We start from the raw sequence: 15,082 nt of genomic DNA on the forward strand, positions 1-15,082 counted from the left end.
GAATGTTGCCGCCGGCCATGCCGACTCCTTCCCTCGCTGCGTATCGCCGCGGCCACCGGGACCGCACACACGGGGCTGTACGGGGCACCTGCCGGAACGGTTCACCCCTGTTGAGTCATCCATCGCGAACGAGACTTCCGCGAGAGCCAGGTCGTTGGAGGACGCTGGCCACAGTCGGTCTCAAACGACCTGGCAACCGCGCTGGTCAGCAACCCACCACACGCCAGACGCAGTGCCACAGGACGGCAGGTCGCGCCGGTACCTCGTTCGCGTGGAAACCCGAAGCCTCGAAGACCACGCCCGCGGCGGGAACAGCCGGGCCGGTCGGCACGGTTGCATCAACCGAGGGACCGGCGCCGCACGGGCGGGGAACACGGAGACCACAAGGTCGTCCGCCCCACCAGGATCCGGGCCCCGGGATCGCGGTACGCCCGCCGCGCGCTCGGACCACGACGTATTTCTGCAGGAGGACTTTTTCATGACTGACCGGCCCTTGACGCTCATGGCAGTACACGCCCACCCCGACGACGAGGCCACCGGAACCGGAGGGGTCCTCGCGCAGTACGCGGCGGAGGGCATCCGCACGGTTCTCGTGACGTGTACCGACGGCGGTTGCGGTGACGGACCGGGGGGCGTCAAGCCGAGCGATCCCGGGCACGATCCGGCGGCCGTCGCCTCGATGCGCCGCCAAGAACTCCAGGCGAGCTGTGACGTCCTGAAGGTCAGCGATCTGGAGATGCTGGACTATGCCGACTCCGGGATGATCGGCTGGCCGAGCAACGACGCCCCCGGATCCTTCTGGCAGACCCCCGTGGCGGAAGGCGCCGCCCGACTTGCGGAACTCATGCGGCACTACCGACCCGATGTGGTCGTCACCTACGACGAGAACGGCTTCTACGGCCACCCCGACCACATTCAGGCCCACCGCATCACAATGGCGGCGCTGGAGATGACCGCACTGACACCGAAGGTGTACTGGACGACGATGCCCCGCTCGATGATGCAGCGGTTCGGGGAGACCATGCGTGAGCTTGGAGACATGCCGGAGCCGGATCCTGCCGAGGCCGCCGCGATGGCCGAGATCGGCCTCCCCGACGATGAGATCACCACGTGGGTGGACACCACCGCATTCAGCAGTCAGAAGTTCGATGCGCTGGCCGCGCACGCCAGTCAGGGCGAGAACATCTTCTTCCTCAAGATGGGCAAGGAGAGGTTCGGCGAGTTGATGGGCATGGAGACCTTCGTACGTGTCAAGGACGCCACCGGCGCAGCCGTACCCGAGAACGATCTCTTCGCCGGACTGCGCTGATCCGCCCGTCCGACCGAGGCCCGGAAAGGCTCATCGGCCGCACGGCGCGATCGAGCGGATCACACACCCGGAGGCTTGTCCACGCGAGTTCCGCTCCGGCAGCCCACGTCCAGGCACTCGCCGGCGGCGTCGACGCGTGCCCGCGGCCGCGGGGTCGGTCCCCGGGTCCTGCCCTTGCGGGTAGCGGGGTGTAGCTGCTCCCCCTACCCGCGGGTGTGGTGCCGGCCCACGGCCGCCGCGTGTCGCCACAATGACAAGCTGTTGCGACCGTCCGTTGAGGCGCCTCGCTGCACCTCTGGGATGTCCCGACCAGGCGTGTCCGAGTGCTCCTTCGCCCGCCTGGCATACCAGGCGACGTCCCTGTACCGGACTCCGGACAGGGGCGTCGCCGTGCAGTAGGGCAAATGCGCCCACCCGGGCGCCACGTCGGTGCTCCTGGCTCGGACCACGTAACAAAGCCCTACTAGAGCAGCCCGTCGATCAGTTCGCCATACAGGCGGCCGGCCGTGGGAGAGTCGTTCAGGCGCTGCAGTTCCGCTCGGGTGATCTGCTTGCGGAAGGCTCCCTCGTAGGAGGCATCGCCGGCGTTGTGCATCAGGTCAGTGATCCAGATCGCGTAGGCCTGGTAGTTCCAGACGTGACGCAGGCAGGTGTCGAAGTAGCTGTCGAGCAGACTCGCGTCGCCGTCTTGGACCTTCGCGATGATCGCGCGGGCGAACACCTCGGTGTCGTAGAGGGCGAGGTGGATGCCCTTGGCGCTCATCGGCGGGACGAGGTGGGCCGCATCGCCGAGCAGGTAGAGGCGGCCGTAGCTCATCGGGCTGTACACCACGGACCGCAGCGGGACGATCCGCTTGTCGACGATGCGGCCGGTGGGCACGTCGGCGCCGAAGCGGGCTTGCAGCTCGCTCCAGACGCGCTCGTCCGGCCACTGCGTGGGAGTGTCGCCGGCCGGGCACTGGAGATAGAGGCGGCTGGCGTCCGCTCCACGGGGGTACCGTCCGGCCAGGCCACGGTCGTGGATCGCCATGCCGAAGGGGTCCGCCGGCACCTCGGCCATGACGCTGAGCCAGGAGAACTTGTACTCGTGGGAGTGGAGCGTGAGCGCGTCGGCGGGGATGGAGGCCCGGCTGACGCCGTGGAAACCGTCGCAGCCGGCGATGAAGTCACAGGTGACGGTTGTGGCCGAGCTGTCAGAATTGCGGTAGCGCACCGCGGGGCGCTCGCTGTCGATGTCTTCCAAGCTGACGTCGAGGGCTTCGAAGCGCAGGTCGCCACCGGCCTCCAGGAAGGCGTCAGTGAGGTTGCGGACGAGGACCTGCTGAGGGATGAAGACAGCGTCGGTGTCGTCGGCTCCGAACCTCAAGGGGTACATGACCCCGTCGATCCAGGTGCCGCCGGTGATCTCCTTCGGGGAGGAGCCGTCCTTCACGACGTCCGCAAGCTCCCACTGGCGGAACATCCGTACGCCGCGGCTGTCGACGGTACCCGCACGCTGCCGCGTCTCGACGTATGCGCGGCTGTGTTTCTCCACGATGAGGCAGCTGATGCCGCTGCGCAGGAGGAAGTTGCCGAGCGTGAGCCCGGCCACTCCGGCGCCGACGATGACGACGCTGGTGGTGGTGTTCTCCGCTGTCTCAACCATGTGTGGTGCGAGCCTTTCGGCGAGGAGGACAACCGGCCGTGCCACAGATGCACGGCCGCCGTGCCGCACGGAGAGTGCGGCCTGCCTCACCACTGTGGGCGCGGCAGCCATCGCCACCAACCGGGATGGAGACAGGGCATACCGGAAACCCGCCAACGTGTCAGCGGGCAGCGCCGGGACGCGCGGCGGACCTCAATCGGCTACTTCTGTGGTTGCGCAGATCGGCCTGGTAGCGGCCGGGGGTCTGGCCGACGATCTCGGTGAAGGCGTCGATGAAACTCGACGGGTTGGACCAGCCGCACTCCATCGCCGTGCCGGTGACCGACCGGCCCGTGCTGAGCTGCGCCAGGGCGTGGTGGATGCGGAGCGTGGTGCGCCAGCGGTGGAAACTCATGCCGAGTTCGGCGTGGAACAGGCGACTCAAGGTCCGCTCGCTGGCTCCCGCGGCCTGCCCGAGGTCGGCCAGGGTCGCGCTCCGGCCGGGATCTGCGTGCAGGAGATCGGTGACCGCGCGCAGCCGGTCGTCGTGGGGCTCGGGCAGGTGCAGGGACTGCTCGGGGGTTTCGGCGAGCTCGTCGATCACCACGGCGAGCAACCGTCGCACGGGGCCGGGGCGGGCTTCCGCTCGGTCGGTCAGCGCCAGCAGGGCCTCGCGCAGCAGCGGGCCCACCGCGAACACGCTGGGGTGTGCCACCAGTTCGCCGCACAGGTCGACCGGGACCGTGACAAGGCGGGCGTCGGTAGTGCCGTAGAAGCGGTGCGCATGCTCGAACCCCGGCGGTGTCCACGTTACGCGGTGAGCAGGAGCGACCCAGGTTCCACGCTCGGTCGTGGTGGCCAGTGCCCCGGCGGCCGCGTACACCAGCTGGCCCTCGGAGTGGGAGTGCGGAGCGAGTTGGAAGCCGTGCGAGATCCAGGCCCCGCTGTGAGGCGCGGTCGACCGTGACTGAGGGGATAACGGACCGGATCGGCGAGTTTTGGACATAGGGCGTCAATTTACCGGTGAATGATGTCTGTGCCGATTCAGGAGTCGCCCACCTGAGGAGCGAGATACCGTCACCGGCCTGGTGGGACCAATGGGGGCCGCGAACCGAACCGCAACGGCATGGGCGGCCCCGTCGGCTGACCTCAGGCAGCACAGGCCCCTGCCGAGAGTGCAGCAGGGGCCCACGGCAGAGAGCTGCGGAGGGCCGGGGCCCGTCCTCGATGAGCGGCATGCCGGCCGACATCAGCTACCGTCTGCTGCCGGTCTGACGGCCCGGCCTCACTTCAGCTGTCGGGTGAAGAACTGGGCCGCGGCGTCCCCCGCGAACTGCGGGACGCCGGTGTGCCCGCCCATATTGGCGTGCAGGGACTTCTCCTTGGAGCCGAATGCGTCGAACAGGTCCAGGGCCGCCTGCCGGTCGTTCCCTTCGTCGTCCCACTGCAGCAGGACGTGCAGGGGAATGGTGACCTGCCGGGCCTCCTCGAACATGGCGCGAGGCACGAAACTCCCGGCGAACAAGACGGCCGCCGAGATGCGCGGCTCGACCACCGCCAGCCGGATGCCGAGGGAGATCACTCCCCCTGAGTAACCGACCGGGCCGCCGATCTCGGGCAGTGAAAGGAGGGCGTCCAGGGCGGCCTGCCATTCCGGGACCGCCTTTTCGACCAGCGGGAGGATGAGAGCGTCGACGATCTCGTCGCCGACCGGCTCGCCGGCCTCCATCGCCCGGCGCAGGTCGGCGCGGGCCTGCTCGGCGGCGGGCCACCGGGGCCGGTCACCGCTTCCGGGGAGCTCGATGGTGGCCGTGGCGAAGCCATCCGCCGCGGAATGCCGGGCCCGGGCCACCAGTCGGGGGTACATCTTGCGCAGCCCGAGGGGAGGGTGGCCGAGCAGGATCAGCGGCGCCGGTGATGATGCGGATACCGATGCGGGTGCCCACAGGATGCCGGGGATCTCACCGAGGGTGAATTCTCGTTCGAGGACGCCGTCGTCGAGGCGCTGCTCGGAAGTGACATGCATGGTTGTGCCTTTCGGGAGTGCACTGGGACGGCGCTCCCGGACGACCTGCCTATCGCCCGACCGTGACCCCGGAGGGGAGCACCCATGTCGATACTGCGTTCACGGGTACCACCTCCTCGATCTCTCGCACGGCCTCCGGAACGCTAGCAGTGGCCGCTCCCGTCCGCCTAACGGGTTTTTGCGGAGTCTCCGGGCCGGATGCCACGGAGGCGCTACGCAGAGCTACTTGGCGTGTCGTCGCGTCTTCCCGAAGCAGTGATCCGTTTCGGTCATTTGTCGTGGACCCTCGTTGGGTTTTTTGCCCGGCGGGCGCCTTTCGCTCGTCCCGTTTGTCCCATTCGGACCATGGCCCGGATTGCGCTGCACGTCCGACTTCCTCGCATGTGCTCTGCACGGTCCCGGTTTCACCAACCGGGGGCCGCCTGCTTCGTATCGCGTCGAGCCACGGGACTCGCGCGCAGCCACTGCATTGGTTCGGGCCAGGAAGCCAGCCAGTACGTCCGGAGAGCGGGAGTCACGCCGTCCGTGACGAGCACCAGGAGCTCGTCGCCCACGAGTCGGTCGAGGTCGCCGGCGGCGACACGTGAGGAAGCACCAACGACTTGGGCAAGGTACCGGGTCGCAGCTCCTTGGGTCGCGGTCTCGGCGACGAGACCGTCCGGCAGCCCTTGTCCCACCCGGCCCGGCCCGGCCGACACTTAGACGTTACGCCGGGTTACGCCGTATTACGCCAGCGTCACCGTGCATAGCCTGTTCCGACGCGCCTGGACCACCCACCACTGGGAAGACCACCCCACGCGCGACCCTCTGTCCGGGCGAGCCCCTAATATCATTTGGCGTCCTCCGACGGACGCTGACGCCCGCTGTGTCGTGCCCGCCGCCCAACGCCCGGCACGACGACTCCACCGCACGGCAATGGAGTCGAGCATCGAGGAGAGGAACGTACATGCGCGCCCGGAGCATCGCCACGGCCACCGCAACAGCATTGGCACTGGTGGCCGCTCGTGACCTTGTCCAGAAGAAGCACGCATTGCTCCGGAACTTCCCCGTGCTCGGGCACGCCCGGTACCTGCTGGAGACGATCGGGCCTGAGCTGCGGCAGTACATAGTGACCTCCAACGACGAAGAGCGCCCGTTCAGCCGCGACCAGCGCACCTGGATCTACGCGTCGGCGAAGGGGGAGAACAACTACTTCGGGTTCGGAACCGACAACGACGTCGAGCACACGCAGGGCCACGCCTACCTGAAGCAGCGCACGTTCGCCGGCACGCTGCCCGACGTACACGACCCGCAGGCCCCACTGCCGTCAGCCAAGGTGCTGGGCGGGCCGCGCGGGCGCGCCAAGGCGTTCCGACCGGCGAGCGTGGTGAACATCTCGGCGATGAGCTTCGGATCGCTCTCCGGCGCGGCGATCACGGCGCTCAACAAGGGGGCGGCGCTGGCGGGCACCCTGCAGAACACGGGCGAGGGCGGTCTCTCGCCGTACCACCGCAACGGCGGCGACCTCGTCCTTCAAATCGGTACGTCCTACTTCGGCTGCCGCAACGAGGACGGCAGCTTCAACATCGACAAGCTCAGGGATGTGGTCGCCGGCGCCCCGGTCAAGGCGATAGAGATCAAGCTCTCCCAGGGCGCCAAGCCAGGGCTGGGCGGCATGCTGCCGGGCGCGAAGGTGACACCGGAAATCGCCGAGATCCGCGGCATTCCGCTCGGCGAGGACTGCGCCTCCCCGTCGCGGCACACCGCGTTCAGCGACGTCGACTCGATGCTCGACTTCGTCGAACTGCTCGCCACCGAGACCGGCCTGCCGGTCGGGATCAAGAGCGCGGTGGGAGAGATGGAGTTCTGGGAGGAGCTGGCCACGCTGATGGCGCGAGGTGACCGTGGTGTCGACTTCGTGACCATCGACGGCGGAGAGGGCGGCACCGGGGCGGCGCCGCTCACCTTCTCCGACTCGGTGTCGCTGCCCTTCCGGATGGGCTTCTCCCGGGTCTACGGCGCCTTCGCCGAGCGGGGACTGACCGACGACCTGACTTTCATCGCCTCCGGCAAGCTCGGCCTGCCCGAGAACGCCGCGGTCGCCTTCGCTCTGGGTGCCGACATGATCAACGTGGCCCGTGAGGCCATGCTGTCGATCGGCTGCATCCAGGCGCAGAAGTGCCACACCGACAAGTGCCCCACCGGCGTCGCCACCCAGAGCCCGTGGCTGGCCCGCGGCCTCGACCCGACCTCGAAGGCCACCCGGGCCGCTGTCTACCTGCGCACCCTCCGCAAGGAGCTGCTGAAGATCTCGGCGGCCGTCGGTGTCGCCCACCCGGCGCTCATCACGGCCACCGACATCGAGATCATGAACGGCGACTACGAGGCCCGCACCCTGGCCGGCGTCTACGGTTACAAGGACGGCTGGGGCGAGCTCGGCCCGCACCTCGCCGAGGAGATCACTGCGCTGCTCACCGCCGAGCCGTCCTCCGACCGGAAGCCGACCGCCTGACGCGCCGATCACGGCAGGCACCGCGCTTGCCGCTCCCCCGCCCGGAGCACGCGCGTGGCGTCGGCCTGTGTCACCCTCGTCTCACCTGCTCCACGAACAGCCCCTGCCTAGGTGATCACAACATGAGCGAAAAAGTGAGATTCCAGAGCGTCGTCGGCCCCGAACTGGCCGGAGCGATCGACTTGCCGGACGGCGAGATCCGCGGCTGGGGAATCTTCGTACACGGATTCACACTCGGCAAGGGCTCGCCGGCCGCGTCGCGCGTCAGCAAGCAGCTGGCGCGCGAGGGGATCGGAATGCTGCGCTTCGACAACCTCGGGATCGGGGACTCCGACGGCGACTGGGGCGACGGTTCCTTCACCGTCAAGGTCCAGGACACGATCCGTGCCGCGGCCATGATGGCGGAGCGGGGAACTCCGGCGGACCTGCTGGTGGGGCACTCATGGGGAGGCGCCGCCGTCCTCGCCGCGGCGGCCGAGGCAACCGGCGTCCGCGCGGTCGCCACGATCGGGGCGCCTGTCGACCCCAGCCACGTCGAGCGACAGTACGACGCGGTCGTGGATCGCGTGCTCAGCGAAGGCTCGCACGAGTGGTTCGTCGGCGGGAGGACCCTGGTCCTCAAGCGCGCCTTCGTCGAAGACGTCCGCCGAGCTCATCTGCGCGACCGCATTGGCGAGTTGGACCTGCCGCTGCTCGTCCTGCATTCGCCGACCGACAACACCGTCGACATCGACAACGCCGGGGAGATCTTCCGCGAAGCACGGCACCCGCGAAGCTTCGTCTCGCTCGAAGGAGCAGACCATCTCCTGACCGCCCGAGGACAAGCGCAGCGAGCCGCCCACATCATCAGCGCCTGGGCCGATCAGTACATCCACGGGCCACGGCCCGCAGGAGAGACATCTCAGGTGTGTTAGGGCCTGTTGTGAAAGTGGCGTCGTCAGTCGCCGCTGAAGACGAGGTATCGGTGAGCCTTGCGGTGTCGTCGCAGGGGTCGACGCATCCGAGCAGGGGCAGATTCTGGCTCGCCGCCCGTCCGCATAGGGCAGCGACGGCAGGATGCACGCACGTGGCTTCGACCACACCTGTGAATGTCCGGACCTGGACGCTGATCCCCATGAGGCCACGTTAGTGCTCGGAAGAGGGTGCCATTGAAGGATTTAGGTCGGTCAGAGCCACTCGTTGATGGCTGCGATCAGCACGGTCGCTTCGTAGCGCACGGCGAGTTTGTCGTATCGAGTTGCCACTGCTCGGTGGCGCTTGAGGCGGTTGATCCCGCACTCGACCGCATGACGCTCGCAGTAGTCGGCCTTGTCGAACTTGGGCGGCCGACACCCTTGAAGCCGAGGTTCTGCCGGTTGCGGGCCCGGTCCGCCGGGATCGGGACGGTTGCTTCCACGGAAAGTGAGCCAGAACCCAAACTCATCAACATCACCCGACCGTGGTTTTGGGTGCCTCCCAAACCCGTCGACAAGTGACGTCACTACTGCTCGATAAAGCCACGGTGCCGGACAGTGGCGGCCGTGTCGTGGGAGTGGCCGGGTGTCCTGAGGTGGCCCAGGCGCAGGACAATCACCGGCGGTTGCTGCGCCGCTCCCCCGTCGGCGGTGAGGCATTCGAGGTCGCTGAGGCGGTCACCGCATGGTGGTGGGCACAGGACTGGCCGACGTACGCGCTGATGCCCACGGACATCCAGCCCATGGGCGTCAGCGCGTGGCGTCGGTCAGCTCTGCTGCATTGCCTTGAGGTCGTCCAGCGTCAGCTCGTTCGTGCCGCGGTCGGCCGCGCTGCTCTGGGTCCAGGTGGCGATCGCGGGGTGTGCCTGGTCGTACGGGGCGCCGGCGGCCGCGTTCTGGCCGTCGGTCTCGGCGAGCTGGCGCTCCGGGGCCCTGGTCGGGCCCGGCTGCTGCGGGCGGTGCGCACTCTGATCGTCCGGACGCTGCGCACGAGGTGTGTCGCCACCTGGGTCTTGGTGCCCGGCATGCAGTGGCTGACGAAAACCTATTCCCCGGGCCGCCGCGGAGGCCCGGGGAATATGTTCGTTCTGCTTCAGAGCCCGCCGCAATGCGATGCGGAACATTCGGGCCCGATGGGCTCCAAGAAGAGCGCAGGGGCACTCATCACGAGCCGTTTTCAGTCGTTGCCCACCTCGAGCAGCCAGCCATCGCTCTGCTCGGTGCACATGTAGCCGGCCGTGTGACCGTTGTCCGTCAGCGCTGCCCCCTTGTCCATGCACGCCTTCTGGGTGGGGAAGCCACGGTATTCATCCGCTGCCTGCGCCGCCCCCATGCTGATCGTGGTGGCCGCCGCTATACCGGCCAGGACAACAGCTGCCTTGCTGAGCTTCTTGCGCATATCCTCGCTCTTCCTAAGTGTTTCCGTGGACGATCACCACGCTGCCCGGCCCCGCTAATGGATCACTAAATGATCACTAACGTTCGGCGCAGGGCCCACGACGAAGGCGGCCCACCCGAGTGATCCACCCCGGGGCGCCGGGGGCACACCCTGATCAAAGGCGGGAGCCAGGCTGCCTGCGCCCCGCTCAGAGGCCGAACGCCGACAAGGGTTCCCACAGTGGCTTCATACCTACAATCACCACCGCGGACACACCGCGCTGAATGGCCAACCACCCGCCAGCCGCGTCCCCAACCTCACAGGGCAATACAGCTAGGTACTAGGTACGGGGTCAGGGTCGCGGGTGGTGCGGATCCTGCCCGAGTCGTAGCCGGCGTTCAGGTACACGGTCAGAACCGCACCCACGGAGAACGAGACTCGGCCATGCGCCGGGCCTGGTCGACAAGGTAAGGCCGCACCGCGCGGAGCGCACGGTCGACTACCTGGCGATCAAGCCGGCCGGAGCGGGCTACCTGCTCCGGCCGGCCTGGAAGGCCGTCCGGCCGGGCGGCCGATCCGCTGTCGCGACCCAGGAGTTGACGCAGGACGGGGCCCGCAAGCTCTTCCTGATGGGCTTCCTCACCTGCCTGCTCAATCCCAAGGTGGCCATCCTCTGCATCACGCTGCTGCCGCAGTTCGTCGACCCGGCGCACGGCCATGTCGGCCTGCAGGGACTGCTGTTGGGCTGGCCCGGATCGCGGTGGGGGTCGCGGGCAACGCGTTCTTCATCGTGACGGCCGGCTCCGTCGACTACACGGTCGAGGACATCGCCGCAGCCTCACGGGCTGTCAGGAGTCACGCTGCGCCCCGGGGCGACTTCACCCCGCTGCGCGAGCAGGACCTGACCGCCGCCGGACTCGGCCAGGCCGCCTGATGCCGGGCACGGCCGGAACGAGCGGCGAGACGGTGAACACCCCCGTACGCGCGGGCCGGTGCTGTACCGCGCCGAGCGCGCCTACGTCCACGACGAGGGCATCGACCACGACGTCCCCGCCCTGTACGCCACCGGCCACACCACCACGGGCACGCCGATGGACGAGTGGGACCGGCCCCAAGGGCTCGACCCGTGGGACCTGGTCGACGTCGACGAACTGCGGCAGGTCCTCATCGACCCGGCCCCGTTCGGCGAGTAGTGGACGAGCGGCCCGGCTCGGTTCACGTCCCTGCATCCGGTGCATCAAGCCCTGGCGATGTTCCTGCCGGGCATCGGCTCCGCGAGCGCTGTCCGCCATCCGGGGGCGCCGAAGGCGTCCGCGAAGTACTGCGTCTCGTGCACGACATGCCCGTGGGCGAATTCCATGATGCTCACCGAGCGGCTGGGCACTCCGTCGTAGGTGATGACGCACTCGCTGACCCACAGGTCCCCGCCGCCGACAATCCGGTGGACGGCGAAATGCCGGCCGGCGGGGTGCCCGCCACGTTGCGCCGAGATCGTCGTGCGGCCCCGGAATCGTTCACCTGACTGGGGATAGTCGAGGATCGCGTCCGCAGCGTAGATGGCGTGCTCGGCTTCGGTGTCCCCATGTTCCGATGCCTGCCAGTGTTCCTCGATCGCGGCCCTGGTCCGGACGTCAGGATCCATCGCATTGTCCCTTCCGCACGCGGCCGAAGCGCGCCGGGGGGCGTTCGTATTCCCTTCAGTGGCCGGCGCTCTGGCCGCCGTCGACATGGAGGACCTCGCCGGTGACGAACGACGCCTGCTCCAGGTACAGGATGGCCTGGACGACGTCGTCGACCTCTTCCATCCGCCCGAGTGGATGGCGGGCCATGAGTTCGGGCGTCACCTCCGGGTTCATCGGCGTGTGGACGACGCCGAGCGAGACGGTGTTCACGCGGATGCCGTGCCCCGCGAATTCGATCGCCAGCTCCTTGGTGACCGCGTTCAGCCCGCCCTTGGTCAGCGACGCGAGCGCGCAGGGCACCTGTGAATCCGGCTGGTCGACCAGGGAGGTCGAAATGTTCACGACGTGACCGCCGCCCTCGTCGCGGGAGAGCATCGCGCCGATGGCACTGCGCGAGACGTTGAAGAATCCGCGCAGGTTCACTCCGACGATCAGGTCGAAGTCCTTGTCCGTGTAGTCGGTGAACGGCTTGCCGATGTAGACACCGGCGCTGTTGACCACGGTGTCGATCCGACCGAACCGGTCCATCGCCGCCCCCGTGATCCGCTCGCCGACACCGGACTCCATCAGATCGCCGCAGCAGGCGAGCACCTGCGGATCATCGGAATCCGGCATGGCACGGCTGGTGGCCACGACCGCGTACCCGAGGCCGCGGTAGGCGGTGACGATGGCCGAGCCGATGCCCCCGTCGGCGCCGGTGATGATCGCGACCTTCGGACCCGGCCGGTGCGTGCGGGCACGCGCCTGGGCCGGATCGCTCCGGGACGGTTTCACTTGAGGATTTCCAGCATTCGGTTGCCCAGGACCGCGGCCGAGGCCGGGTTCTGCCCGGTGACCAGGTTGCGGTCCTCGACCATGTACGGCTCCCAGATCGGGCCGCGGCTGAAGTTGACCCCGACCTTCTCCTGCACATCGGTCTCCAGCAGCCACGGCGCCCTGGAGGCCAGCCCGACGCCCTCCTCCTCTTCGTTGGTGAAGCATGTGACGTTGAAGCCCTTGAACGGCGACTCGCCGTGGATCCTGGTCGCCAGCATCGAGGCGGGGGCGTGACAGACGATGAACAGCGGGCTGCCCGAGGTCAGCTGCCGCGTCAGCAGCCGTCCGGCATCGGCGTCCCAAGCCAGGTCCGACATCGGACCGTGACCGCCTGGCAGGTACACCGCGTCGTAGTCCTCGAGGCGGACGTCCGACAGCCGCAGCGGCCGACGCATCACCTCCGCGGAACGGATCACGGCCTCCAGTTCCAGGGCGCTGTCGTTTCCGCCGACCAACTCGGGGCGCAGGCTCATCATGTCAACGGTCGGGATCACGCCGTTCGGGGTCGCGACGACGACCTCGTGACCGGCGTCCGTCAAGATCTTGTACGGGTTCGCGAACTCCTCGGCCCAGTAGCCCGTCGCGTGCCGCGTGCCGTCCTTCAGCACCCAGTAGCCGGCACCGCTCACGATGAAAAGCACCTTGGCCATGGCAAAGATCCCCTCTCGCACGCGCATACGCGTTCGGCGGGACGACCAGTGACCACTCGCCGCCAACAACCCTCCCCCACCTTCCACTCTAGGCGTTTATGCGATGATTCGCCGCTTCAGGGTATTTTGTGCGCGGACCGCCTGGCGGAGTACTTCTGGCCCGACTGCGGGCGGGGAGGAACAGGCGCGCCGGGAGTGCTTCGTACCGGGCTGCGGGTGTGGCACTTCACTGCCGAGGCTCGCTCACCAGGGTCGAGGACGCCGGAGCCCGGCCGATCCTGATGGCGAGCCGCGCACTGGCCGCGGTGGCCAAGGGCCCCAGTCTGCGCAGCCCCTCCCCACCTCGCCGCGCGGCCCGCCCCCGAGCCCCAGGTGCGACGCCCGTCGAGGGCAAGACGGTGGCGCAGACCGCCCACACATGCGGCGCCCAGCCGCCGGAGTCGGGCGGCACAGATACAGGCGACGGCACCGGTTCGTTTTCCCCAGCAGAACGTCAGGAGCCGTTGCCTCAACGTCCGCCCAAGCTCCCCTGCGCCGAGGCACCGGGTGTCGTTCCCTCAACCGGCGATTCCCTAGAGTTGCCCCACCGCGCTCGCCTCCTCCCACCGGTTCGTGCTGGGCTGGGGCTCTCATCTGCCTAGGGCATACGGAGGGGGAGTCGCCATGGGATCCGCCGGCGCCGCCGGGTGCCGCGCACGCCTCGAAGCGCGGGTCCCCTTTCGCCCCGCTGCCCGACCCGTTCGCCGCCATCGGTGTGGACCACGGCATCGGGCCGTCCTGCTGCACCACCGGACCGACCTCGTCGGTCTGCGACGGCTGCCGAGGTGCCCGGCCTGGCCGATGGCTGTGCACGGGCTCAGGTCGCAGCGGCCCGGTAGCAACCCCTGACAACGGAGGAGTCATGGCTTACGAGCCGAACGTGCCGGTGATCCCTTACCAGGGTCACGTACAGCCACTGTCCGAACGTACCGGCTCGGCCCCTGATCGCGACGCCGCGGATGCCGTCGTGACACCACCGGTGCGCTTCGGCGCGCTGGGCACCTCGTCCATCGCATGGCGGCGGGTGCTGCCGGCGATGGCCGGCTGTCCGGAGACGGAACTCGTCGCAGTGGCCGGCCGCAGCCCGGAGCGAGCCCAGCGGTTCGCCGACCGGTTCGGCTGCGCCGCCTCCTCCTACGAGGCGCTGCTGGAACGCGACGACATCGACGCCGTCTATGTGTCGCTGCCGCCGGCTCTGCATGCCGAATGGGCGGCCAAAGCGCTGCGCGCAGGCAGGCATGTGCTGGTCGAGAAGCCGATGGGCACGACGGCAGCCGAGGCCCGTGAAGTGGTGGCGCTGGCTGAGGACCGCGGCCTGGTGCTGCGGGAGAACTTCATGTTCCAGCACCATCCACAGCATGACGCGGTAGCGGCCCTGGTCGCCGAAGGGCGGCTCGGTGGACTGCGCTCGTTCCGCAGTGTGTTCTGTTTCCCTCCGCTGCCCTCACAGGACATCCGCTACGTTCCGGGGCTGGGTGGCGGTGCGCTTCTGGATGCCGGCGTGTATCCACTGCGGGCGGCGAGGATGCTGCTGGGCCCCGGACTGCGCGTGGCGGGCGCCACGACACGCGTGCGGCGGTCCGACGGGCTCGATCTGTCGGGCCAGGCGTTGCTGGTGTCTCCCTCCGGTGTGCTGGCGTCCGTCGAGTTCGGATTCGAGCACGCCTACGGATCGTCCTATTGCCTGTGGGGAGACCGGGCGAAGGTCACCGTGGACCGGGTGTTCACCCCACCGGCCGGGTATCAGCCGGTGCTGCTGCTCGAAGAGCAGGATCACACCGAACAGTTCACACTCCCGGCGGCGGACCAACTGGGCCGGTGCCTCGCCGGTTTCGCCGCAGCTGTGGTCGCCGGTGGCGCGGCCACCGGCCCGCGGGAGGCTCAATGGCGCGAGGACGCGGTGGCCACGATGCAGCTGGTCGACGCGATCCGCGCCCAGGCCGTGCCCGTGACCGTCGACGAGTAGCGATACGGCCGACGCCCGGGGGCTCGCCGCCCATCTCCGAGAGGGTCTGTGGCAGGCCTCCGGACGTCACCGTCAAGGAACCCACCCTGCCCGGAGGGCAACCGCCGCACCGTCGGAACCACCGGTCGGGGCCGCCTCCCGGGCAGGG

15 protein-coding genes and 2 pseudogenes are annotated in these 15,082 nt (G+C 68.6%); 8 read left to right on the forward strand and 9 right to left on the reverse strand.

Annotated elements, in window-relative coordinates; translation table 11 throughout:
• Positions 1–478: 478 nt before the first annotated feature.
• Positions 479–1,309, forward strand: coding sequence for a PIG-L family deacetylase (locus ACF088_RS40180; RefSeq protein ID WP_392380944.1), 831 nt, complete (start codon positions 479–481; stop codon positions 1,307–1,309).
• Between the two features lie 463 nt (positions 1,310–1,772).
• Here ACF088_RS40180 and ACF088_RS40185 read toward each other — a convergent pair whose 3' ends face one another.
• The 3 genes from ACF088_RS40185 to ACF088_RS40195 all read right to left on the reverse strand — a co-directional run bounded on the left by ACF088_RS40185 (position 1,773) and on the right by ACF088_RS40195 (position 4,959).
• Positions 1,773–2,954, reverse strand: a complete 1,182-nt coding sequence (locus ACF088_RS40185) for a 4-hydroxybenzoate 3-monooxygenase (RefSeq protein ID WP_392380945.1) — start codon at positions 2,952–2,954, stop codon at positions 1,773–1,775.
• A 160-nt stretch (positions 2,955–3,114) separates the two neighbouring features.
• The gene (locus tag ACF088_RS40190) at positions 3,115–3,939 is read right to left on the reverse strand and encodes an AraC family transcriptional regulator (protein WP_392380946.1); all 825 of its coding nucleotides are present in this window, start codon (positions 3,937–3,939) and stop codon (positions 3,115–3,117) included.
• Between the two features lie 279 nt (positions 3,940–4,218).
• On the reverse strand, positions 4,219–4,959 hold the full coding sequence (locus tag ACF088_RS40195) for a dienelactone hydrolase family protein (protein ID WP_392380947.1): 741 nt from the start codon (positions 4,957–4,959) through the stop codon (positions 4,219–4,221).
• 946 nt (positions 4,960–5,905) lie between these two features.
• On the opposite strand from ACF088_RS40195, the gene ACF088_RS40200 reads away from it, so the two are divergent.
• Positions 5,906–7,450 carry an FMN-binding glutamate synthase family protein gene (locus tag ACF088_RS40200; RefSeq protein WP_392380948.1) on the forward strand — a complete coding sequence of 515 codons (1,545 nt, stop codon included), beginning with the start codon at positions 5,906–5,908 and terminating at the stop codon, positions 7,448–7,450.
• A gap of 122 nt (positions 7,451–7,572) precedes the next feature.
• A complete protein-coding gene (locus ACF088_RS40205) occupies positions 7,573–8,364 on the forward strand; it encodes an alpha/beta hydrolase family protein (protein WP_392380949.1) in 792 nt (263 codons plus the stop codon).
• Between the two features lie 252 nt (positions 8,365–8,616).
• Here the strand turns inward: ACF088_RS40205 and ACF088_RS40210 are convergent.
• The 3 genes and pseudogenes from ACF088_RS40210 to ACF088_RS40220 all read right to left on the reverse strand — a co-directional run.
• Positions 8,617–8,775 (reverse strand): annotated as a pseudogene (locus ACF088_RS40210) (IS5/IS1182 family transposase); the annotation flags it as partial.
• A 395-nt stretch (positions 8,776–9,170) separates the two neighbouring features.
• Entirely contained in the window at positions 9,171–9,527 is a 357-nt protein-coding gene (locus ACF088_RS40215; protein ID WP_392380950.1) for a hypothetical protein, read from the reverse strand.
• A 53-nt stretch (positions 9,528–9,580) separates the two neighbouring features.
• Complete coding sequence (locus ACF088_RS40220) at positions 9,581–9,802, reverse strand: hypothetical protein (RefSeq protein ID WP_327706969.1); 222 nt, start codon at positions 9,800–9,802, stop codon at positions 9,581–9,583.
• 196 nt (positions 9,803–9,998) lie between these two features.
• Between ACF088_RS40220 and ACF088_RS40225 the strand changes: the two are divergent.
• The 4 genes and pseudogenes from ACF088_RS40225 to ACF088_RS40240 form a co-directional block, all read left to right on the forward strand.
• Positions 9,999–10,118: pseudogene (locus tag ACF088_RS40225) on the forward strand (IS481 family transposase); the annotation flags it as partial.
• Between the two features lie 172 nt (positions 10,119–10,290).
• Complete coding sequence (locus ACF088_RS40230) at positions 10,291–10,575, forward strand: LysE family translocator (protein ID WP_392380970.1); 285 nt, start codon at positions 10,291–10,293, stop codon at positions 10,573–10,575.
• Positions 10,572–10,715, forward strand: coding sequence for a hypothetical protein (locus ACF088_RS40235; protein ID WP_392380951.1), 144 nt, complete (start codon positions 10,572–10,574; stop codon positions 10,713–10,715). The genes ACF088_RS40230 and ACF088_RS40235 overlap by 4 nt, the downstream gene beginning before the upstream one ends.
• A gap of 58 nt (positions 10,716–10,773) precedes the next feature.
• Positions 10,774–10,974 carry a hypothetical protein gene (locus ACF088_RS40240; RefSeq protein ID WP_392380952.1) on the forward strand — a complete coding sequence of 67 codons (201 nt, stop codon included), beginning with the start codon at positions 10,774–10,776 and terminating at the stop codon, positions 10,972–10,974.
• Positions 10,975–11,018: 44 nt separating this feature from the next.
• Here the strand turns inward: ACF088_RS40240 and ACF088_RS40245 are convergent, their stop codons facing one another.
• The 3 genes from ACF088_RS40245 to ACF088_RS40255 are packed head-to-tail and all read right to left on the reverse strand — an operon-like array spanning position 11,019 to position 12,929.
• Positions 11,019–11,423, reverse strand: a complete 405-nt coding sequence (locus ACF088_RS40245; protein WP_392380953.1) for a nuclear transport factor 2 family protein — start codon at positions 11,421–11,423, stop codon at positions 11,019–11,021.
• A gap of 55 nt (positions 11,424–11,478) precedes the next feature.
• The gene (locus tag ACF088_RS40250) at positions 11,479–12,237 is read right to left on the reverse strand and encodes an SDR family NAD(P)-dependent oxidoreductase (RefSeq protein WP_392380954.1); all 759 of its coding nucleotides are present in this window, start codon (positions 12,235–12,237) and stop codon (positions 11,479–11,481) included.
• Positions 12,234–12,929 carry a type 1 glutamine amidotransferase domain-containing protein gene (locus tag ACF088_RS40255; RefSeq protein WP_392380955.1) on the reverse strand — a complete coding sequence of 232 codons (696 nt, stop codon included), beginning with the start codon at positions 12,927–12,929 and terminating at the stop codon, positions 12,234–12,236. Before ACF088_RS40255 ends, ACF088_RS40250 begins: the two co-directional genes overlap by 4 nt.
• Before the next feature lie 901 nt (positions 12,930–13,830).
• Between ACF088_RS40255 and ACF088_RS40260 the strand changes: the two genes are divergently transcribed.
• Positions 13,831–14,934 carry a Gfo/Idh/MocA family protein gene (locus tag ACF088_RS40260; RefSeq protein ID WP_392380956.1) on the forward strand — a complete coding sequence of 368 codons (1,104 nt, stop codon included), beginning with the start codon at positions 13,831–13,833 and terminating at the stop codon, positions 14,932–14,934.
• Positions 14,935–15,082 lie beyond the last annotated feature (148 nt).

Origin of the sequence: Streptomyces sp. NPDC015125, assembly GCF_043080045.1 — a bacterium.
Classification (GTDB): Bacteria; Actinomycetota; Actinomycetes; order Streptomycetales; family Streptomycetaceae; genus Streptomyces.

Coding starts and splice junctions, on each gene's coding strand:
- ACF088_RS40180 (WP_392380944.1), top strand. CDS start 479: ATGACTGACCGGCCCTTGACGCTCATGGCAGTACACGCCCACCCCGAC.
- ACF088_RS40185 (WP_392380945.1), bottom strand. CDS start 2,954: ATGGTTGAGACAGCGGAGAACACCACCACCAGCGTCGTCATCGTCGGC.
- ACF088_RS40190 (WP_392380946.1), bottom strand. CDS start 3,939: ATGTCCAAAACTCGCCGATCCGGTCCGTTATCCCCTCAGTCACGGTCG.
- ACF088_RS40195 (WP_392380947.1), bottom strand. CDS start 4,959: ATGCATGTCACTTCCGAGCAGCGCCTCGACGACGGCGTCCTCGAACGA.
- ACF088_RS40200 (WP_392380948.1), top strand. CDS start 5,906: ATGCGCGCCCGGAGCATCGCCACGGCCACCGCAACAGCATTGGCACTG.
- ACF088_RS40205 (WP_392380949.1), top strand. CDS start 7,573: ATGAGCGAAAAAGTGAGATTCCAGAGCGTCGTCGGCCCCGAACTGGCC.
- ACF088_RS40215 (WP_392380950.1), bottom strand. CDS start 9,527: ATGTTCCGCATCGCATTGCGGCGGGCTCTGAAGCAGAACGAACATATT.
- ACF088_RS40220 (WP_327706969.1), bottom strand. CDS start 9,802: ATGCGCAAGAAGCTCAGCAAGGCAGCTGTTGTCCTGGCCGGTATAGCG.
- ACF088_RS40245 (WP_392380953.1), bottom strand. CDS start 11,423: ATGGATCCTGACGTCCGGACCAGGGCCGCGATCGAGGAACACTGGCAG.
- ACF088_RS40255 (WP_392380955.1), bottom strand. CDS start 12,929: ATGGCCAAGGTGCTTTTCATCGTGAGCGGTGCCGGCTACTGGGTGCTG.
- ACF088_RS40260 (WP_392380956.1), top strand. CDS start 13,831: ATGGCTTACGAGCCGAACGTGCCGGTGATCCCTTACCAGGGTCACGTA.